The organism is Amycolatopsis sp. NPDC031561, assembly GCF_055580625.1.
This window is the reverse complement of the sequence record NZ_JBVILA010000011.1, coordinates 89,764-108,363: the sequence shown is the minus strand read 5'-3', so window position 1 is coordinate 108,363 and position 18,600 is coordinate 89,764. Positions and strand designations below refer to the sequence as shown.

Below are 18,600 nucleotides of genomic sequence, written 5' to 3'. Positions count from 1 at the left end.
CTCCCCCCCCCCCCCCCCCTCGCCCCCCCCCCCCCCCCCCCCCCCCCCCCCCCCCCCCCCCCCCCCCCCCCCCCACGGCCCTGGGCAGTCGTGAGAGGGGTGAGCCGGCGCACGTCAATTCGCGCCCCCGCTTCCTCGCGCCGGATTCCCACTGCCGGGTAAGGAAAGGCGACACGCCGACCGGCGGCGCCATCGGTACCGCGCCAGTGTGATTCAATGCCGCCGCACCGCGTACCGACACTCGAGTGCCCGCATCGTCCCAAGGCTGGAGAACTCGTGAGGGCCGCCGCAATCCCCTTCGCCATCGCGGCCCTGTGCTGCGCGGCGTTCCTGGTGAGCTTCCTTCGCGACCGGCGACGGCTGCGGAACGGCTTCTACCTCTTCTTCGCGCTCCTGTTCCTCGGCATCACCCTCATCGCGCTCCTCGCCTCGGTGTCGCCCGAAGCGGCGGGCTTCGTCGCGGTGGGCGTGATCCTGCTGATCATCCCGACGGTCCTCGCGTTGACGGTCTTCCTGATCTGCAACGGGATCACCATGCTCCGCCGCGAGGGGCGCAGGCTGGCCAACGTGCTGTCGCTGCTGACGGGGATCGGCATCTGCGCGCTGGTCGTGTTCAACGCGACGGTCACGCAACTGGCCTGGGAGCCGCTGGACATCCTCCGCGGCAGCCTCAACGGGATCGTCGTCTACGTTTCGTTCCTCTTCGTCTGTTTCCTCCTGTACTCGATCGTCTACGGCCGCATCCGCACCGAGAAAGGCGTGGACTTCGTCGTGGTGCTGGGGTCGGGGCTGCTGGACGGTCACCAGGTGCCGCCGCTGCTGGCCAGCCGCCTGAAGCGGGCCAAACGCGTCGTGGACTCCGAGGCCCGCCGTGGGCGGGAGCCGATGGTGGTCACCTCGGGCGGGCAAGGGCCCGACGAGGACCTGCCGGAATCCCACGCCATGGCCGAGTACCTGGTCGAGGCCGGGGTGCCGCGGGAGCGGATCCTCCGGGAGGACCAGTCGCGCACGACGTTCGAGAATCTCACCTTCAGCGCCGAAGTCATGAGGGAGCGGAAGGCGGACTACCGGTGCACCGTGGTCACGAACAACTTCCACGTGCTCCGCGCCGCCCTCATCGCGCGCCGCGCCAAGGTGAACGGCCAGGTCATCGGGGCGCCGACGGCCTGGTACTTCTGGCCGAGCGCCACCATCCGCGAATTCGTGGCCATTCTCGTGGATCACAAGATCAAGAATCTGGTCATCTGCGGACTCATCGTGCTCTCCCAGGTGTCGCGCGCCTTCTACTGAGGCCGGAGAACTGATACCCCGGAACGAATTCGCCTCACCACCGCCCGGAGCGCCGTGACAAATCCCGGCTCTTCCTTTGACAACACCATTTCGCCGGGCCATCGTCCTGCGCATGAGCGCTTACACCCGCCAGGCGATGGCGCTGCTGTTCGACCGGACGGCGAAGACCTACGACGCACTCGGCGTCGACTTCTTCAGCGCCTTCGCCCGGGAACTGCTCGATCGTGCCGGGCTCGTCCCCGGTGAGCGGGTGCTGGACGTCGGCTGCGGACGGGGCGCGGTGCTGTTCCCCGCGGCCGGGCAGGTCGGCGCGGGCGGATCGGTGCTGGGGATCGACCTCTCCTCGGCGATGATCGAGCGCACCGCGAAGGACATCGAAGACCGCGGCCTCGCCAACGCTTCGGTTTCCCTTATGGACGCCCAAGAACCGACGCTCGACGACGCCGCCTTCGACGTGGTCCTCGCGTCGTTCGTGCTGTTCTTCCTGCCGGATCCCGTCGCCGGCCTGCGATCGTGGCATCGCCTGCTCGCGCCGGGCGGCCGGCTGGGCGTGACCACGTTCGGCTCCGACGATCCCCGGTGGGCGTCCGTGCGCGAGGTGTTCAAACCGTTCGTGCCGCCGGAGCTCGCGTGGACCATGGCCGTCCGGGCCGGTTTGTTCGCCACCGTCGAGAGTTTCGGCCAGGCCGTGGAGTCGGCTGGCTTCACCGGTGTCACGTCCGTGGAACGCGTCTATCCGGTGAAGTTCGCCGACCCCGGGCACTGGATCACCTGGTCCTGGTCGCACGGCCAGCGGATGTTCTGGGAGCTGATCCCGGAAGACCGCCTCGACGCCGTGCGCCAGGCCGTGCTCGCCGAGCTCGAACCGCTACGCGAGCTCGACGGGAGCGTGGTGCTGGCGCAGACCGTGCGCTACACCATCGCCCACCGCGGTTGACGGCTCACAAAGCGAGCCTCGGCCAGGACTCGGTGTCCCGCGACAACTGCCTGTCGTGCGTGGCGATCACCACCGCGGCCGGAGTGGCCCCGAGCGCGGCGGTCAGCTCGTCGACGAGGATGGCGGACAGATGATTGGTCGGCTCGTCCAGCAGCACCACGTGTGGACGGCGGGCCAGCACGAGTGCCAGATCCAGCCGCCGCCGGGCGCCGACGGACAGTTCGGCGACCGGCCGGTGCCGGTCGTAGCCGGTGAGCAGGCCCAGCTCACCCAGCCCTGGCCCCGGGTCGCCGGCCCTGGCGAGCTGTTCGTCGTACAGCTCCATCGCCGTACGCCTGCCCGGTAGCTCGGACTCCTGCCCCAGCCGCCCGATCCGTGCCGACCGGGAGCGGGTGACCGTGCCCGTCCCCGGCTCCAGATCCCCGGCCAGTACGGCCAGGAGCGTCGACTTGCCCGCGCCGTTGGGACCGGTGACCACCAGCCGGTCGCCGCTTTCCAGCACCAGGTCGACCGGACGCGCGAGCCGCCCGGCCACCGTCACCCCGGCGGCGCCGAGCAGGATCGCGCCGCGACGCGACGGCAGCTCGGGCATGGCGAACCTGGCCGGTGGCGGCGGAATCGCCACCACGTGTTCGGCCAGTTCCTCCTGCCGCCGGTGCACCGCACGGACCAGTCCTGGTGCCCGGGTGGCGCGCACATGCCTGCCGGTGCCCTTGGGCGGCCGCCAGTTGTCGCGCAGCCGGTTCCTCGCCGCGGACAGGTCGTCGGCCAGCCGCTGCCGCTCGGCGATCTGTTCGGCGTGCGAAGACTCCCAGCGAGCGCGTTCCGCCCGGCGAGCCTCGACGTAGGCGGCGTAGCCACCGCCGTAGACCCGCGGCCGGTCGTCGCTCGACGGATCGAGGTCGATCACCGTGGTGGCCACGTCCGCGAGCAACGCCCGGTCGTGGCTGACCAGGACGACCACCCCCGGGTACGCGCGCAAACGCTCGGTGAGGTGATCGAGACCGGCGGCGTCGAGGTGGTTCGTCGGCTCGTCGAGCAGCAGCACGGGATGCCCGGCCCCGAGCAGGCAGGCCAGCCGCACCCGGTGGCGCTGCCCGACCGACAGTGTCCCGAGTGGACGGTCACGGTCGTCGACGGCGTTCAAGGCCGCCAGCGACATTTCGACACGCCTGTCGGCGTCCCACGCGTCGAGGGCTTCGGCCTCCGCGAGAGCGGCGGCGAAGACGTCGTCCGCGCCGGGACGGCCATCGGCGAGCGCGCCGGTGGCGGCCTCCAGGCGGGCCAGCGCGGTGCGGACGGTCGCCAGTTCGAGGTCGATCAGCGCGCCGACGGTGTCGGTCGCGCCGAGCGGGATCTGCTGGTCGGCGACACCGGCCGAACCCGCGCGGTGCACCTCGCCGCGGTCGGCGGGCAGAGCACCGGCGAGGACCCGGAGGAGGGTGGTCTTGCCGCGGCCGTTCTCACCGACGATGGCGACCCGCTCGCCGGCGGCGGCGGCGAGGTCGACCCCGGAAAGCACGGGCCGTCCCCCGAAGGAGAGGTGGACACCGGACAGGCGGACGTGCGCGGCGCGCGAGGGCGCGGGAGAAAGAGGGGATGACATGAAGGAACTGCCTCCAGCGAAAGTGATGAGCAGGAAGAACGAACTCCGGTACCGCGGCTCGCGGTACCGGTGGAGGCGTCGTTCCTCAGAGGAACAGCAGTTGCTGCATCACGATCACGAGGGTAGGTCAGGCACGGAGACCCGCGCATCCGGTTTTCGGCGGGCGCCGTGAGGAGATCCACACCTTCGCGCCAACCCCGGACCCGCCGGTCACCCCGCGGGCACCCGCTTCCACCAGCGACGACACGCCGGTCATAGCCCGCGAGCGCGGCTTCAAACCCCCACTTTCCGGGGTCACCCACAGGAACACCACGACGGTTGCCGTGATCACCGGCCCGGCTGACGGTGGGCTCCTCAGCAAGATCTTTCGAGAGGAGCAGGACCGATGGCGAAGACCATGCAGCCGCAGGAACTCATCGACAGTGCCGTGGTCGATCCGACGGGCAACAAGCTCGGAAAGGTCGGCAACGTCTACCTGGCCGACGCGACACACCAGCCGGAGTGGATCACGGTCAAAACGGGCCTGTTCGGCACCAAGGAGAGTTTCGTCCCGCTCTCGGGCGCGCATGCCGACAAGGACGGCGTGCACGTCCGCGTCGACAAGGAGGCCGTCTCCGACGCGCCCCGCATCGACGCCGACGGCCACCTGTCCATGGAGGAGAGCGCGCAGCTGTACAAGCACTACGGGCTGCCGATGCCGCGGACGTCGCCGGACGGCCGGATGGACGACACGGCACAGGGCCGGGGCCGTCCCGGCATGGACACCGCGGGCGCCGGGAAGGGCGCCATGGGCGGCACCGGTCGCGGCAAGTCCGGGATGGACGCGGACGCCGGGAAGAAGAACCGGGACGCCGAGCACACCATGACGCGGTCCGAGGAGCGGCTGAACGTCGGCACCGAGCAGGTCGAGACCGGCCACGTCCGGCTGCGCAAGTACGTCGTCACCGAGGAGCAGCAGATCACCGTTCCGGTCAGCCACGAAGAGGTGCGCATCGAACGGGAACCGATCACGAACGCGCGCGGCGAGCGCGCCGAGATCGCCGAGGACGAGCAGGAAGTCATCCTGCACGCCGAGAAACCGGTGGTGAGCAAGGAAACCGTCCCGGTCGAGCGGGCGAGGCTCAAGACCGAGACGGTCACCGAGGAGCAGACGGTGTCGGGCAAGGTCCGCAAGGAGCAGTTCGAGGTCACGGACGACGACGGCAAGCACCGCAAGTCCTGATCCCGGAACAGGGGGTGGCCCGGGAAAACCGGGCCACCCCCTGGGGCTCAGCGCGGACGCCGGGCACGGGCGGCCGCGACGACGAAGCCCGTCGCCACCGCCCCCGCGATCGCGCAGCCGACACCGAACGGCAACGCGGGTTCGCGCACCCGCAGCACCGAGACGCACAGCCACGTCGCCGCGCCGAACAGCAGGCCGAGTACCGCTCCACCGACGAGCGCGCCCCGCCAGCGATGGCCGTTCCGGAGCGTCCTCAGCCCGGATTCCAGGTACGCCAAGGCGAACAGCGCCAGGATGAGGCTGCCCGCGCCGAGCGCGCTCGCGAGCGGATACTGGTGGGTGAGCAAGGTGAACGTCTCGGTGACGCCGTCGGCCGTCACCGTCGCGGTGACGGCACCACCCACGATCCACCGGGTGATCCCGGGGAACTGGAGCTCGGCGCTGTAGTAGCCGCCTTCGACCTTCGGTATCGCCGTGGCGGAACCCAGGGGGATCCCCGCGGCAGTCAGGTCCAGGCTCACCTGCCCCGGAGTCCCCTTACCTGTCAGCTTGAACGTCTTGCTGAGGTCCACTTCCGGCGACGACGAAACGACCGTGAGGTCGACAGCCAAGAGCGACGACTCGTGGGGCTGCCGTTCCGGGTTGAGCAGCGCGAGCACCACGAGCGCGATGGCGGCGGCCGCCGCGGCGAGCCGGAACCAGAGCACCGGACTCGACCGCTCAGTAGGCGGAGACTCGGGCTCGAACGCCGCCCGGGTCGCGGACAGGGTCGGGTCCTGGACGGGACGGCGGACCGGTCTCGTCGGGCCGTCCCCCGCCGGAACCGGCACGGCGACCGGTGTGCTGAGCGCGGAAAGCACCCGCGGGGTGAGGTGACGGACGGGCACCCGGGAACGTTCCAGCCAGCCCGGACCGTAGACGGCGGTGGCTGCCGAGGCGAGGTCCGCCGCGAAGGTTTCCGCGTCGCGGTAGCGGGAGTCCGGTTCGCGCGCGAGGCTGCGCATGACGACCGCGGCGATCGGCGCGGGCACGCCCTCGATCGGGCGCGGGTCGGTGAACATGTGCTGGCGCATCATGCTGATCGCGCCCCGGGTGTTGTCGAACGGCAGTTTCCCGGACAGCAGTTCGTAGAGCACCGTGCCCGCCGAGTAGACGTCGGCGGCCGGGCTCAGCGCGTTGCCCATCGCCTGCTCCGGCGCGATGTAGGCGGGCGTGCCGAGGACCTCGCCGCCGTGCGTGACGAGGGTGGCGCCCTCGCTGATCACCTTCGCGATGCCGAAGTCGGCCACCTTCATCACGCCTTGCGTGGTGAAGAGCAGGTTCTTCGGCTTGACGTCCAGATGCAGCACGCCCGCTTCATGCGCGGCGTGGAGTCCGGCGAGCGTCGCCAGCCCGATCGCGCAGGCCTGCTCCGCGCCGACTCCCCCGGCCTGGAACCGGCTGTGCACCGTGCCGCCGTCGAGGCGTTCCATCACCATCAAATGCTCGCGGCCGGTGCGCACGTAGTCGTAGACGGGCACGATGTGCGGGTGGTCGAGGCTGGCCAGCACCCGGGCTTCGCGGTCGAAGAGCTCGCTGCTGACGGCGTGGTTCAGCACGTCCCACGGCAGCTGTTTGATGGCGACGTCGCGGCGCAGTGAGCGGTGGACGCCCGCGAAGACGACCCCCATCCCGCCCTGGCCGATCGCGGCCCCGATCTCGTACTGCGGCAGCGCGGCGACGACCTCGGAGGGTGCGCTCATCGGTTGAATTCCTTGGTGCCGTCGGGAAAGCGGACCGTTTCGTCGTCGTCGTCGGCGGGCGCCGGCGCCGGATGCGGCGTCAGATAGCCGAGCAGGAACGCGATGACGGCGGCGCCGAGGACCACCGGGATCTCGATCGCCGGCTCCGGCGCGACGAGCCGCAGCACGGACAGCGTGACGACCGCGACGAGCCCGGTGCCGAATCCGGCGGGCAGGAAGCGCAGACCGCGGCGCCAGCGGTTGGCTGGCAGGCGATGGCGGGCGAGCGCGAGCAGGGCGGTCAGCCACGCCAGCACGGTGAGCACCAGCATCGCGAGACCGAAGGCACCGTAGACCGACCAGAACGATCCGCGGATGTCGGCGACCGTCTCGGCCTCGCCGAGAGTGCTTCGCTGGGCGTCGAGCAGTTCGACCGTCGACGGGAGCAGCCCGATCGCCTGGCCGGAGAGGTCGGCCATGTCCAGCACGAAGGTCCTGGTGACCCGGCTGTGCGCGGGAACCTCGAACGGGGCCGTGGTGTCGTAGGCGAAGAACGTCAGGGCGAGCGCGACGCCGGACACCCGCACGCTGCGAACCTTGACCGCGGTCCCGCCACTGTTGGTCGCGGTGACGGTGAGCTCGATCTGCTTGGCCGGATCGACGGTGACCGTGGCGTTGGTGATCGGCCGGTCGTCGAGGGCGACCGCCAGTTCGAGCCCGCCACCGTCCGTCCCGCCGCCACTGTCCGCAGTGGCCGGTGGTGAGCCCAGGAGGACCACGAACAGACCCAACGCAACCCCTGCCGCGATGACACGTCCCATTTTGCGTATCCCCTGTTTGCGTTATCCGACTGGTCCGGAATGCTACAGCGAGTACTTACCGGAGAGGGACGTCCCAATGCGTATCGTGGTTCGCCTGATATTCGGCACCGTGACCGGGTTGTTGTTCCTGCTTTCCCTGGTGGGAGCGGGAAACGCGCAACAGTCCCCTTATCAGTCGACAGTTGGTTTGAAACCTTCGAGCGGTCCCGCCGGGAGTTCTTTTACCATTTCCTGGACTTTCTCCCCGTGTAAAGGACCGATTTCCTTCACGTGGTCCGGAGCGGCCATCACCTCGGTCAGCGCGCCCAGTGGACAGGTGGGGGCGACGGTTCCGGGCAACGCGACACCGGGTGGCTACACCGTCACGGGCAACTGCACCAACGCGCGGACCGGCGGACCGCTGACCGGCAGCGCGGCCTTCCGCGTCACGGGGACCGCGACCACCGCGCCGCCGACGACGAAGGTGCCGCCGACCACGAAGCCGACCGTCCCGGTCACCACCCCGACCAGGCCGGGGACCACCACCACACCGACCACCCCGGTCACCACGACGACCCCGCCCACCACAACCACCACGGCGACGCCACCGTCCACAACGGACACTCCCCCGCCGCCGACGGACGTCCCCTCGTCGAGCAGCACCCCGCCGGGGCCGAACGACCTCGTCCTCGACCGGCCGAGTGTGCAGCCCGGCGACAGACTGTCCGCGACCGGCAAGGGCTGCCTGCCGGGCGAGGCCGTCACCCTGACGTCGAACGGCGACCGCGTCGGCAGCACCTACGCCGACGGCACCGGGGCCTTCACCGCGGCCGTCGAGTTCACCCGGATCGAGGCGGGCAGGCACACCGTCGTCGCGGACTGCGGCGTGCGGTTGACCGGCGCCGTCGACCAGGTCGTGACCAGTTCGTCCGGTGGCCAGAGCAGCACCCTGGTGGTGCTGGTGTTCTTCGTGCTGGCCGGGATCACCGTGCTGCGCTTCCCCTGAGGTCAGCGCGGAAGCTTCACCACGGTGACGAAGAAGTTGTCGATCTGCCGCACCACGTCGATGAACCGTTCGAAGTCGACCGGTTTGGTGACGTAGGCGTTGGCGTGCAGGTCGTAGCTGCGGAGGATGTCCTCTTCGGCTTCGGACGTGGTGAGCACGACGACGGGGATGCTGCGCAGTTCCGGGGACGCCTTGACCTCGCTGAGCACCTCGCGGCCGTCTTTGCGGGGCAGGTTCAGGTCGAGCAGGATCAGCCCCGGGCGCTCCGCGTCCTCGTACGGCGCTTCACGGCGCAGGAACTGCAGGGCCTGCTCGCCGTCGGGGACGACCGAAAGGGTGTTGCGGATCTTGTGGTGCTCGAACGCCTCCTGCGTCATGAGGACGTCGCCGGGGTCGTCCTCGACGAGCAGGATGTGGATCGGTTCCATGGACTCGGTCATGCTTGTCCGTTTCCTTCGCTGGGGCTCTGTTCTGCGGGGAGGGTGAAGCAGAAGCGGGTCCCGGCCGTGACGGTGGTGTCCAGCCAGATCGTCCCGCCGTGGTGTTCGACGATCTTGCGGCTCAGCGCCAGGCCGATCCCGGTGCCGGGGTAGTCACCACGGCCGTGGAGGCGCTGGAAGATCACGAAGATCCGCTCGGCGTACTCGTCACTGATGCCGATTCCGTTGTCGGTGACGGAGAATCGCCAGTCCTTGCCGTCGAGTTCCGCGGCGACCTCGATCTCCGGCGGGTCCTCACCCCGGAACTTGACGGCGTTGCCGACCAGGTTCTGCAGGACCGCCGTCAGGAGGGACTTCTCCCCCCGTACGACGGGAAGTTCGCCACGGGTGATCGTGGCGCCGGACTCGGTGATGGCGTCTTCGAGATTGCCGAGCGCGGCGTCCAGCAGGCTCCCGGACTCCAGCGGGACGCTCTCCCCCGGACGGCGCCCGACCCGGGAGAACGCGAGCAGATCGTTGATCAGCGCTTGCATCCGCTTCGCGCCGTCGACGGCGAATCCGATGTACTGGTCACCGCGTTCGTCCAGTTTCCCCTGGTACCGCTTCTGGAGCAGCTGGCAGAAGCTGGCCACCTTGCGCAGCGGCTCCTGCAGGTCGTGCGAGGCGACGTAGGCGAACTGCTCCAGATCCGAGTTCGACCGCTCCAGCTCTCGGGTCCGGTCGGCGATCGTTTCCTGCGCGCGCTCCAGATGTGTGACCTCGGCGAGGATCCGTGAACGCAGCGATTCCACATCGGACGCCAGTTCGCGCATCTCCTTGGGCCCCGAACCGCGGACCTCGCGGTGGATGTCGGCCGTGGCGACGTCGCGCACCTCTCCGGCCAGCTGACGGATCGGGCTGATCAGCTTGCGGTGCAGGAGGAAGAACACCAGGGCCAGTACCGCGCACAACAGGACCGCGATGACGATGAGCATCACGCGCAGCACGTCGGCCGCGGACGACAGGTCGTTCCGCGCGTCCAGCCGTTCCCCTTCCAGGCGGCTCTGCAACACGGTCAGGGCACCGCGGACGCCGTCGAACAGGGGTTTGCTCGCCTCCACCTGTGCTCCGGTGGCGGGCGCGCCGGCGAGCACCGGCTCGATGACCGTCCGGCGCCAGGTCGAAGAGGCTTGCAGCACCTGGTCCAGGTCGTCGCCGATGGTCGTGCCGGGAGTGGCGCCGAGCCGCCGCAGTTCGGCGACCGCGGTGTCCTGCGCCTTGAGTCCGTCACGGTAGGGCTCGAGGAACTCGGCGCGCCCGGCCAGGATGTAGCCGCGGACACCGGTCTCCTGGTTCAGCATCGCCGTCGAAAGGGCGGTGGACTGCAAGACCTGCGGACCGGTCACGTCCAGCAGCCGGGCACGCGAATCGGTGAGGTTGGCCAGCGCCACCGACCCCGCCACGATCGCGCCGCCGATCAGCAACGAAGCGATCACCCCGGACAGCGCCGCCCAGCGCCTGATCGACCAGACGCCGTCGGGCGAATCGCGCTTCATCGTGACTCCTCGGCGTCGAACGTGAGCAAGGCCAGCGCGACGTCGTCGTCCAGCGGTCCGCCGTGCAGGACGTCCATCTCGCTGATCAGGTGGTCCAGCGCCCGGTCCGAACCGCCCGCGGCGTCGAGGCTGCTCAGCGCGGCCTCGGCCATCCGTTCGAGCCCGACCCGTTCCCCGCTGCCCTCGACGCGCCCTTCGAACAGGCCGTCGGTGTAGAGCAGCAGTGACCATCGCGGCCCCATCGGCACTGTCAGCTCCCGCCATCCGATGCCCGGCGCCACGCCCAGCGGCGGGCCGAGCGCTTCCCTGGACAGCAGTCTGCCGCCCGAATCGTCGACCAGCAGCGGTTGCGGATGCCCGGCCAGCGTCATGCGCAGGGACCGGCGGTCCGGGGCGACCGTGATCATGCAGACGGTGGCGAACAGCGGTCCCAATGCCTCGTGCTGCAGCATCTTTTCCACCATCGCCAGCGTTTCCGCCATGGGCAGCCCGGCGAGCACGACCGAGCGCCACGCGATCCGCAACGCGACGCCGAGCGCAGCCTCGTCCGGACCGTGCCCGCACACGTCCCCGATGACCAGTTGCAAGGTGCCGTCGGGGAGTTCGACGGCGTCGTAGAAGTCGCCGCCCAGCAGTGCCCCGTTCCGGCCGGGCCGGTACCGCACCGCGAGACCGAGCCGGGGGTCGGTCACCAGCGGCGTCGGCAGCAGGCCGCGTTCGAGCCGCGCGTTCTCCCTGGCCAGGAGCTGATGCTGCAGCAGTTGCTGCTCGATGCGTTCGGCACGGCTGCGTTCCCACGAGTAGCGCAGGGTCCGCGCCAGCAGTTGCGCGTCGACGTGCTGCTTGACCAGGTAATCCTGCGCGCCGGCACCCAGCGCGGACACCCCGAGCGCCTCGTCCTCGCGGCCGGTCAGGACGATCACCGCCGTCGACGGCGCGTGCTGCCGCAGCCGGGTCAGGCCGGTGAGCCCGGTCGCGTCCGGCAGCTGGAGATCCAGGAGCACGCAGTCGGCCGTGATCGGCCGCGCGAGAACCTGCTCGAGCGTGGTCGCCCTGTCGAGCACGACCCGCTCGAGACTCTCGGCCGCGTCCGCGAGCATCTCTTCGACCAGGAGCGCGTCGCCGTCGTCGTCCTCGACGAGCAGGACGTGCAAACGGTCCAGCTGCGGCGAAGGTCTACGAGGTGGGGACTGCTCGCCGTGACGCACGGCGTTGGACACGGACAGCCACCTTTCCTCACCGGATTTCCGGCGCGCGAACAGAAGACGGCTGTCTTCTCAACCACGGGGAGCGTACCGGCCGTACCGGACCTACCGCCGGTTCGGGACACCCGACACGCCAGCAGCCGACCCGCTCAGGGACCGCGTGGCGGACGAGGCGGCCGCATCGCCGCGCAGACCAGGACCAGCGCGGCGAGGAAGAGCGCGGCGACCACCAGGTCGATCAGGAAGCCGACGACGAGTCCGGTGATCATCGCTCACTCCTTCGCCGTCCGGGCGGTCTCGCGGCGGCGCGAGTACAGGCTGGTGAACGAAACCGTGACGAGGACGGCGATGATCACCCCGAGCGAGACCGGCGTCGGGACCTGCGGCACGGCGGGCCAGATCCCGTGTGCCCAGTGCAGGACCAGCTTGACGCCGATGAAGGCGAGGATGATCGCGAGGCCGTGGTTCAGGTGGACCAGCTTCGCCAGTGCCGAATGAAGCACGAAGTAGAGGGCGCGCAGGCCCAGCAGGGCGAAGGCGTTGGTGGCGAACACCAGGTACGGATCCTCGGTGATGCCGTAGACGGCGGGCACCGAATCGACCGCGAACACCACGTCGGTGGCGAAGACCGCGACGACCACGACCGCCAGCGGGGTGAGCGCGCGGCGCCCGTGTTCGCGCACGGTCAGCCGGGTGCCGCAGTAGTCGTCGGTGACCGGCATCAGCCTGCGCAGCAACCGGACCGACCGCAACTGCGAGAGGTCCATCTCGCTCTCGCCCTTCGAAAGGGCTTCACGCAGGATCTTGATCGCCGACGCGAACAGGATCAGGCCGAAGACGAGGAACGCCCAGGTGCCCGCCGACAGCATCGCGGCCCCGGCCGCGATGAACACGCCGCGGAGCACCAGCGCGCCCACGATGCCGTACAGCAACACGCGCTGCTGGACCATCGGCGGGACCGCGAAGGCGGCGAGCAACAGCATGAAGACGAACAGGTTGTCGACCGACAGGGACTTCTCGACCACGAAGCCGGTCATGAACTCGATCGCCTGGTCGCCGCCGAACTCCAGCCACAGCCAGAACCCGAACACCACCGGGAGCGCGAGGTAGAAGGCCGACCAGCCGGCTGCCTCCCGCATCGACACCTCGTGCGGACGGCGGGTAACGGCGAAGTCGGCGACGAGCAGTGCCAGCAGGACGGCGATGCTGATCGCCCACAACCCCGGCGATCCCACGGTTGCCACGGACTCGGGCATGGAGCCTCCTCGAACTCGAAGTTCGAGGTCTCCTTCGCCCGGCTGGGCGGCCTCCCGGGGACACCAGTGGAGTGTCCGTACTGACCGGGCAGGCTCTTGGGAAGTACTCCCCTCGTCGGTTCAGTATGCCACTTGGTAAAGAGATGTTAAAGACGGGGCTGAAGGACGCTTTCCCCGCATGACATGCCAGGAAGGCGCCCTTCACCTCGTCACATGCGGGTAAAGGCCCCTTCAGCCGGCCCGTCCGCGACGTACGATCGCGGTGAGCGAGGGGGTCAGGATGTTCGGTTCGAAGAAAAAGAAGCTCAAACTCGACGATCTGATGGAGCAGCTCAGGCCCGACCTGAGCCGGGAATCGCTCGGCGTCGGGCCCGACTTCCCGGGCGTCGCCCCGAACCCGCTCCTGAGCGGTGCCGCACGGAAGCGCAACGCGGAACTGCGTGCGGGGCCGCTGGCGCTCGGTGTTCTCGTCGACTGGCGGGAGGTCGGCAGCGACGGCAGTCCACGCGTGGTCCTGATGTTCGACGTGGAGACCGCCGGCGGCATCTCGTTCCGCGGTATCGCGGACGAAGACCTCACGATCACCGAGCTCACCCGACTCGCCCCAGGACAGAAGTTGCCCGTGCGTTACCGGCCAGCCGTCATGGACCACTACGTCGCCCTTGCCCGGGACGCGGACCCCGCCCAGGTGCGGCGGCTCTTCGACGAGATCGCGAGCCGCAAGCGGGCCTGACCCGATGCCCTATGCCTGGGCCGGGCCGTCCCGCAGCACACCCCGCACCGCGTCGACGGACAGGTCGTCCCACGGGAACTCGGCCATCCACCAGGTCGCGCCCGCTTTCACGTAGGGCGCGAGATCCGTGCCCGCCGGGACGCCGATCGCGAAGTCGTAAGGCGCCTTGTCGTCCTCACGCAGCGCCGTGATCGTCTCGACCGCCTCGGCGAACTCGTCCGCGTCCGGCAGGTTCACCGGGAAGAACCCGTCGTACCGCGCGGCCCGGCGCATCGGCTTCACCTTGCCGGGAAAACCCGCCAGCCACACGGGGACCGGCCGCTCGGGTCGCGGCAGGAACGTGATGTCGTCGACCGTGTAGTGCTTTCCGTGATGCCGCACGGGTTCCCCGGACCAGGCCGCGGTGAGGATCTCGAGCGACTCGTCCAGCATCTCGCCGCGCTCGCGATCGTCCACCTGGTCGCCGGTCTTCGAGAATTCCCCGCCGAACCGGTCGCTGCCGAGGCCCGCGCCGAGGATCAGCCTCCCGCCGCTCAACCGGTCCAAAGTGGCTGTCTCGCGGGCGAGCTTGACCGGGCGGCGGCGCGCGAGCGGCGTGACCATCGGCCCGAAGACGAGGTTCTCGGTGGCGGACGCGACGGCGGCGAGCGTGATCCACGGGTCGGCGATGGCGCGCACCGGCTCCCGCCAGCGGATGTGGTCCCAGACGAACAGGCCGTGCCAGCCCGCTTCTTCGGCCTCGGCGGCGAGGCGCGCGACGATCACCGGGTCGGCCAGCTCGTCGAAGATCGGCAGCCAGAGTGCTGAGCGCAGATTCATTCTGCCGACCGTACGAGGGATGGGACGACCGTGGGGGGTCTTTGGCGGCTTGACACGATCAAACGTCGCACTAGAGTTCAACCATCACGTTGATCAACCCAACGGTTGAATAACCCGAGAGAGAACGATGGCCGACCTGACGATCACCCGCCTCCTCGACGCGCCCCGCGAGCTCGCCTTCCGGGTGTGGACCGATCCGGATCATCTCGCCCACTGGTGGGGCCCTGCCGGGTTCACCGCCGAGTCCTGCACGGTCAACCTCACCGAGGGCGGCCGATGGCGGATCTGCGTCAGCGACGGCGAGACCGATTTGTGGGCCTCGGGCGTCTACCACGAGATCGTGCCGCCGGAGCGGCTCGTCTTCAGCTTCGCCTGGGAGGAACCGGCAGGCGCGCGGGGTCACGACACCCTTGTCACGATCCTCCTCGCCGAACGCGGCGGCAAAACCGAGATGACGTTCCACCAGGCGATCTTCGAGACGGTGGTGGAACGCGACGAACACGTCGACGGCTGGCAGTCCTGCTTCGGCCGGCTCATCGCTCATCTCGATGAGCCGCGCTGACGCACTTCCCGCAGCACCTCACGAGCCCGCGCCACCCCGTCCTCCTCACGCAGCCGCGCGCCGACGTACTGCGCCCCGCGACGGAACAGCAGATTGCCGGACAGCTCCAGCAGACGCGAGGTCAAGGCGTCCGCGGTGAGCTCCCGTAACGGCAGCGGCCGTGGTCCGGCGCCGAGCCGCGACACCCGGTCACCCCAGTAGGGCTGGTCGGAGAAGACCGGGCAGACCAGCGCCGGGACGCCCGCCCGCAGCGCCGCGGCGGTCGTGCCCGCGCCGCCGTGATGCACCACGGCGGCGGTCCGCGGGAAGAGCCACGCGTGCGGGACGTCCTGCACCGTCAGCAGATCATCGTCGTCGGACCCGGCATCGGTGCCGAGAAGCCCCCGCAGCCCGACCCGGCGCAGCGCCGTGCGGACGGCGGCGAGCGTCCGCTCCGCCTCCGACGGCCGCATGCTGCCGAAGCCGACGTAGACCGGAGGTGGCCCCGAAGCGAGGAAGTCACGCAGGCGCGGGTCCGGCCGCCATCCGGCGGGGGTGTCGAGGAACCAGTACCCGGTGACGTGGACCCTGGCGGGCCAATCCTTCGGCCGGGGCACCACGGCGTCGGAAAACCCGCACAGCACCGGGGTTTCCTTCCGCCGGGGTCCGCGCCGGCCCGCCGGGGGCAGCCCGAGCGACCGGCCGCGCCAAAGGTCCACCTCGGGCCGCAACACCTGCCAGGCGACGGTATCGACGGCGCGGAAGCTCAGCTGCCGCCCGCAAGGCCCGAGCCTGCCCGCCCACGGCAGCAGCGGATGCGCGAACACCCGGGTCGGCACGCTGGGCTGGTAGTGCAGTTCGACATCGGGGACGCCGAGCGAGGCACCCAGATGCGCGCCGAGGAACCCCAGCGTCGGGGCGAGGACGAGGTCCGCGTCGGACGCTCCTTTGTGGACATCCGCGAGCAGGCGTTCCAGCACCGGCGCCAGCGCACCTCGCAGTCCGCGCAGGAACGTCGCGGGATTGCGCCCGCCCTCGGTCCATTCACGCCCGCCGTCCGAGCCGAGGACTTCACTGGGATCGGCCGAGAGCGGCGCGAACTCCAGCCCGTGTCCGGTCACCAGCTCTCGGAACCGCTCGGCCGCCAGCACTCGCACCCGATCACCGTCGAGACCGCGCCCCAAGGCGATACACGGCTGGACGTCGCCCCGCGAACCGGGCGCGACGATCACCACCAGCCGGGTCACCGTTTCGCCGCCGTCAACCGGTAGCGGAGTCGGAAGGGCAGATTCGCCAGCGCCGCCGCCACACGCGCGTCCCGGCCGACCAGGTACCGCGGCGCGGGACGGCGAGCGGTCAGCGCGTGGACCACGACCCGTGCCGCGCGTTCGGGCGGCACGCCGGCCCGCGCGGACCGTTCCGCGCTCCGTTCGGCTTCGTCCAGTTGTGCCGCATACCTTTCCCGCGCGGCTTCCGGCAGAGCCGCCCGCACCTCCTCGGCGGCGGCGCGGGCGCGGGGCCAGATCGAGGTGGCGACCGCGCCGGGCTCGACGAGGACGACCCCGATCCCGGACGGGGCCAGTTCGGCGCGCAAGCTGTCGGTCAAGCCGACCAAGGCGAACTTCGACGTGTGATAGGGCCCGACCATCGGTCCGGCGATCCGCCCGCCCATCGACCCGACCGTCACCACCCTGGCGGCGGGCGCGGCCCGCAGCGCGGGCAACATCGCCTGCGTGACGGCGAGCTGCCCGGTGACGTTGACCTCCAGCTGCTGCCGGAAGTCCTCGAGCGGGACGTGTTCCAGCGGACCGGGCCGGGCCATCCCGGCGTTGTTCACCAGTCCCCGCAACGGTCCCGCGGCCGCGACCTTCTCCCCGCACGCCGCGATCGACGCCGCGTCCCGGAGATCCATCCGCAGCACGGTGACCGCTTCCCCGTAGGCGCGGGCGAGCTCCGTTTCGTCCGCGTCGCTGCGCACACTGGCCCAGACGTGGGCACCCCGCCGGACGAGTTCGGTCACGCAGGCGCGGCCGATCCCGCTCGAAGCCCCGGTGACCACAAAGGACGGACGGGTCACGACGCCTCCCCCGCCTTCACCGGCGCGGCGAGCGCGCGCAGCATCCGGGGCCAGGTCTTGTGCAGCTGGTCCTGCCAGTACGCCCAATGGTGCGTGCCCGGTCCGTAGAAGTCGGTCATCACCGGGACGCCGAGCCGGTTCAGCCGGTCCGCCATCGCGGTGGTCTGGCCGGAGCACAGGAATTCGAGCAGCATCGCGCCGGGCAGCACGTCGATCGGGAGTTTGCCGTCGAACGGCCCCGGCAGGCCGTTGCCCGTCGACAGGTACAGCTCGGTGCCGCGCAGGCGGTCGGCGTTCACCAGCGGATCGTGGGCATCCCAGCGGGACGCCTCGCGCCGCCGGTCACCCCAGAGCGCTTCGGGGTCCTGCCTGGCCGAGGCGACGATCGCGCTGGTCAGCAGCTCGCCGTACGGACCGGTGGGGTTGAGATTGCCGCTGAACGACCCGGCGAACCGGAAGACGCCCGGCCGCCGGGCGGCGAGTTCCACCGCGCCGTAGCCGCCGAGCGAGAGCCCGGCCGCCACCCGCCGCCCGTCCCCGCGATAGGCGCGGTCGATCAGCTGCGGGATCTCGACCGCGGTGAACGTCTCCCACTGATTGAGCACGACGTCCTTGCCGTGATTCCACCAGTCGGAAAAGAACCCCGCGGAACCAGAACCCGGCATCACCACCAGGGCGCCGGAGTCGTCGGCGAGCTTCCGGATGTCGGTGTTGGCGGTCCAGCCGCGATAGTCCTGCAGCCGCGTCTCCCCGGCGAGCAGGTACACCGCCGGCCACTTCTTCTCCGGTTCGGCGTCCCATCGCGACGGCAGGATCAGCCGGACCATCGCGTAGCTCCCGACGCCGACCGAGCGCACGGTGAGGTCCAGCATCCGCGGGTCACCGTCCACAGTGGTCTGGGCGACGACGTGCGAGCCGTCGTCGGCGCGGGCGTCCGGGACACCGTTCTCGGCCCTCGCCGGGGCGAGGGCGGCGCCGGGCAGCAAGCACGTCACGGCCGTCAGCAGCGCGACGGCGCGCAGCCGCCTCGAAGTATTGCGCATACGTAATCCTTTGTCCCGGTCGTTCGATCGAATCCGAAAATGTGACGGCGATTACCCGCAAAAGAAATCCGGAGTGCCGACACGTTAAGCGGAAGAACCCCCTCCAGGCAATTGTCCTGCCCAAAATGCGGGAGGACAATGTGAATGCCAGGGAAACAAGAAATGCCCCCACCTCCCCCATCAGGGTGACCCGTCACTCACGGACAGTGAGCAACAGTGGCACGGGGGTACCAGACTGGCTCGCACACCTGCGAAAACGTCGGAAGCCGCAGGTCACACCTAGTACACGAAGGACATTTACGTTCTCTTGATACCTTCCGGTATTCGATTTCCCGTCGTAGCCTTCGTCGTGCCGCCCGGGTTCGGCGT

At 70.0% G+C, this 18,600-nt stretch carries 17 protein-coding genes; 6 read left to right on the top strand and 11 right to left on the bottom strand.

What is annotated here, in order from left to right:
- Positions 1-276: 276 nt before the first annotated feature.
- Positions 277-1,290 carry a YdcF family protein gene (locus ACZ5IK_RS22715; protein WP_465489468.1) on the top strand — a complete coding sequence of 338 codons (1,014 nt, stop codon included), beginning with the start codon at positions 277-279 and terminating at the stop codon, positions 1,288-1,290.
- 112 nt (positions 1,291-1,402) lie between these two features.
- Entirely contained in the window at positions 1,403-2,227 is an 825-nt protein-coding gene (locus ACZ5IK_RS22710) for a class I SAM-dependent methyltransferase (RefSeq protein ID WP_465489467.1), read from the top strand.
- A 4-nt stretch (positions 2,228-2,231) separates the two neighbouring features.
- Here the strand turns inward: ACZ5IK_RS22710 and ACZ5IK_RS22705 are convergent, their stop codons facing one another.
- Positions 2,232-3,833 (bottom strand): ABC-F family ATP-binding cassette domain-containing protein, encoded by a 1,602-nt coding sequence (locus ACZ5IK_RS22705; RefSeq protein ID WP_465489466.1) that lies wholly within the window; start codon positions 3,831-3,833, stop codon positions 2,232-2,234.
- Between the two features lie 385 nt (positions 3,834-4,218).
- Between ACZ5IK_RS22705 and ACZ5IK_RS22700 the strand changes: the two genes are divergently transcribed.
- Positions 4,219-5,055 carry a DUF2382 domain-containing protein gene (locus ACZ5IK_RS22700; RefSeq protein ID WP_465489465.1) on the top strand — a complete coding sequence of 279 codons (837 nt, stop codon included), beginning with the start codon at positions 4,219-4,221 and terminating at the stop codon, positions 5,053-5,055.
- A 47-nt stretch (positions 5,056-5,102) separates the two neighbouring features.
- Here the strand turns inward: ACZ5IK_RS22700 and ACZ5IK_RS22695 are convergent, their stop codons facing one another.
- Positions 5,103-6,797 (bottom strand): serine/threonine-protein kinase, encoded by a 1,695-nt coding sequence (locus ACZ5IK_RS22695; protein ID WP_465489464.1) that lies wholly within the window; start codon positions 6,795-6,797, stop codon positions 5,103-5,105.
- Entirely contained in the window at positions 6,794-7,597 is an 804-nt protein-coding gene (locus tag ACZ5IK_RS22690; RefSeq protein ID WP_465489463.1) for a hypothetical protein, read from the bottom strand. Before ACZ5IK_RS22690 ends, ACZ5IK_RS22695 begins: the two co-directional genes overlap by 4 nt.
- Before the next feature lie 316 nt (positions 7,598-7,913).
- Between ACZ5IK_RS22690 and ACZ5IK_RS22685 the strand changes: the two genes are divergently transcribed.
- The gene (locus ACZ5IK_RS22685; protein ID WP_465489462.1) at positions 7,914-8,582 is read left to right on the top strand and encodes a hypothetical protein; all 669 of its coding nucleotides are present in this window, start codon (positions 7,914-7,916) and stop codon (positions 8,580-8,582) included.
- Positions 8,583-8,584: 2 nt separating this feature from the next.
- Here the strand turns inward: ACZ5IK_RS22685 and ACZ5IK_RS22680 are convergent, their stop codons facing one another.
- The 4 genes from ACZ5IK_RS22680 to ACZ5IK_RS22665 all read right to left on the bottom strand — a co-directional run bounded on the left by ACZ5IK_RS22680 (position 8,585) and on the right by ACZ5IK_RS22665 (position 13,018).
- Entirely contained in the window at positions 8,585-9,022 is a 438-nt protein-coding gene (locus ACZ5IK_RS22680) for a response regulator (protein ID WP_465489461.1), read from the bottom strand.
- Positions 9,019-10,557, bottom strand: coding sequence for a sensor histidine kinase (locus ACZ5IK_RS22675; protein ID WP_465489460.1), 1,539 nt, complete (start codon positions 10,555-10,557; stop codon positions 9,019-9,021). Before ACZ5IK_RS22675 ends, ACZ5IK_RS22680 begins: the two co-directional genes overlap by 4 nt.
- A complete protein-coding gene (locus ACZ5IK_RS22670; protein WP_465489459.1) occupies positions 10,554-11,777 on the bottom strand; it encodes a PP2C family protein-serine/threonine phosphatase in 1,224 nt (407 codons plus the stop codon). Before ACZ5IK_RS22670 ends, ACZ5IK_RS22675 begins: the two co-directional genes overlap by 4 nt.
- Before the next feature lie 257 nt (positions 11,778-12,034).
- A complete protein-coding gene (locus tag ACZ5IK_RS22665) occupies positions 12,035-13,018 on the bottom strand; it encodes a TerC/Alx family metal homeostasis membrane protein (protein WP_465489458.1) in 984 nt (327 codons plus the stop codon).
- Positions 13,019-13,298: 280 nt separating this feature from the next.
- On the opposite strand from ACZ5IK_RS22665, the gene ACZ5IK_RS22660 reads away from it, so the two are divergent.
- Positions 13,299-13,751, top strand: coding sequence for a hypothetical protein (locus ACZ5IK_RS22660; RefSeq protein ID WP_465489457.1), 453 nt, complete (start codon positions 13,299-13,301; stop codon positions 13,749-13,751).
- A 9-nt stretch (positions 13,752-13,760) separates the two neighbouring features.
- On the opposite strand, the gene ACZ5IK_RS22655 is transcribed toward ACZ5IK_RS22660, so the two are convergent.
- Complete coding sequence (locus tag ACZ5IK_RS22655) at positions 13,761-14,570, bottom strand: LLM class flavin-dependent oxidoreductase (protein ID WP_465489456.1); 810 nt, start codon at positions 14,568-14,570, stop codon at positions 13,761-13,763.
- A 127-nt stretch (positions 14,571-14,697) separates the two neighbouring features.
- On the opposite strand from ACZ5IK_RS22655, the gene ACZ5IK_RS22650 reads away from it, so the two are divergent.
- Entirely contained in the window at positions 14,698-15,132 is a 435-nt protein-coding gene (locus ACZ5IK_RS22650; RefSeq protein ID WP_465489455.1) for an SRPBCC family protein, read from the top strand.
- Here the strand turns inward: ACZ5IK_RS22650 and ACZ5IK_RS22645 are convergent.
- Genes ACZ5IK_RS22645 through ACZ5IK_RS22635 form a run of 3 tightly spaced genes read right to left on the bottom strand, consistent with a single transcriptional unit; the run spans position 15,111 to position 18,231 of the window.
- Positions 15,111-16,358: a glycosyltransferase gene (locus ACZ5IK_RS22645; protein WP_465489454.1), complete on the bottom strand. Its 1,248-nt coding sequence runs from the start codon at positions 16,356-16,358 to the stop codon at positions 15,111-15,113. The genes ACZ5IK_RS22650 and ACZ5IK_RS22645 overlap by 22 nt on opposite strands.
- Positions 16,355-17,188, bottom strand: coding sequence for an SDR family NAD(P)-dependent oxidoreductase (locus tag ACZ5IK_RS22640; protein WP_465489453.1), 834 nt, complete (start codon positions 17,186-17,188; stop codon positions 16,355-16,357). Before ACZ5IK_RS22640 ends, ACZ5IK_RS22645 begins: the two co-directional genes overlap by 4 nt.
- Positions 17,185-18,231, bottom strand: coding sequence for an alpha/beta hydrolase (locus ACZ5IK_RS22635; protein ID WP_465489452.1), 1,047 nt, complete (start codon positions 18,229-18,231; stop codon positions 17,185-17,187). The genes ACZ5IK_RS22640 and ACZ5IK_RS22635 overlap by 4 nt, the downstream gene beginning before the upstream one ends.
- Between the last annotated feature and the right edge of the window lie 369 nt (positions 18,232-18,600).

Excerpts from the sequence above, each read along its gene's own strand:
- ACZ5IK_RS22675 (WP_465489460.1), bottom strand. The coding sequence starts at position 10,557 with ATGAAGCGCGATTCGCCCGACGGCGTCTGGTCGATCAGGCGCTGGGCG.
- ACZ5IK_RS22705 (WP_465489466.1), bottom strand. The coding sequence starts at position 3,833 with ATGTCATCCCCTCTTTCTCCCGCGCCCTCGCGCGCCGCGCACGTCCGC.
- ACZ5IK_RS22655 (WP_465489456.1), bottom strand. The coding sequence starts at position 14,570 with ATGAATCTGCGCTCAGCACTCTGGCTGCCGATCTTCGACGAGCTGGCC.
- ACZ5IK_RS22695 (WP_465489464.1), bottom strand. The coding sequence starts at position 6,797 with ATGAGCGCACCCTCCGAGGTCGTCGCCGCGCTGCCGCAGTACGAGATC.
- ACZ5IK_RS22700 (WP_465489465.1), top strand. The coding sequence starts at position 4,219 with ATGGCGAAGACCATGCAGCCGCAGGAACTCATCGACAGTGCCGTGGTC.
- ACZ5IK_RS22710 (WP_465489467.1), top strand. The coding sequence starts at position 1,403 with ATGAGCGCTTACACCCGCCAGGCGATGGCGCTGCTGTTCGACCGGACG.
- ACZ5IK_RS22690 (WP_465489463.1), bottom strand. The coding sequence starts at position 7,597 with ATGGGACGTGTCATCGCGGCAGGGGTTGCGTTGGGTCTGTTCGTGGTC.
- ACZ5IK_RS22660 (WP_465489457.1), top strand. The coding sequence starts at position 13,299 with ATGTTCGGTTCGAAGAAAAAGAAGCTCAAACTCGACGATCTGATGGAG.
- ACZ5IK_RS22650 (WP_465489455.1), top strand. The coding sequence starts at position 14,698 with ATGGCCGACCTGACGATCACCCGCCTCCTCGACGCGCCCCGCGAGCTC.
- ACZ5IK_RS22680 (WP_465489461.1), bottom strand. The coding sequence starts at position 9,022 with ATGACCGAGTCCATGGAACCGATCCACATCCTGCTCGTCGAGGACGAC.
- ACZ5IK_RS22635 (WP_465489452.1), bottom strand. The coding sequence starts at position 18,231 with ATGCGCAATACTTCGAGGCGGCTGCGCGCCGTCGCGCTGCTGACGGCC.
- ACZ5IK_RS22665 (WP_465489458.1), bottom strand. The coding sequence starts at position 13,018 with ATGCCCGAGTCCGTGGCAACCGTGGGATCGCCGGGGTTGTGGGCGATC.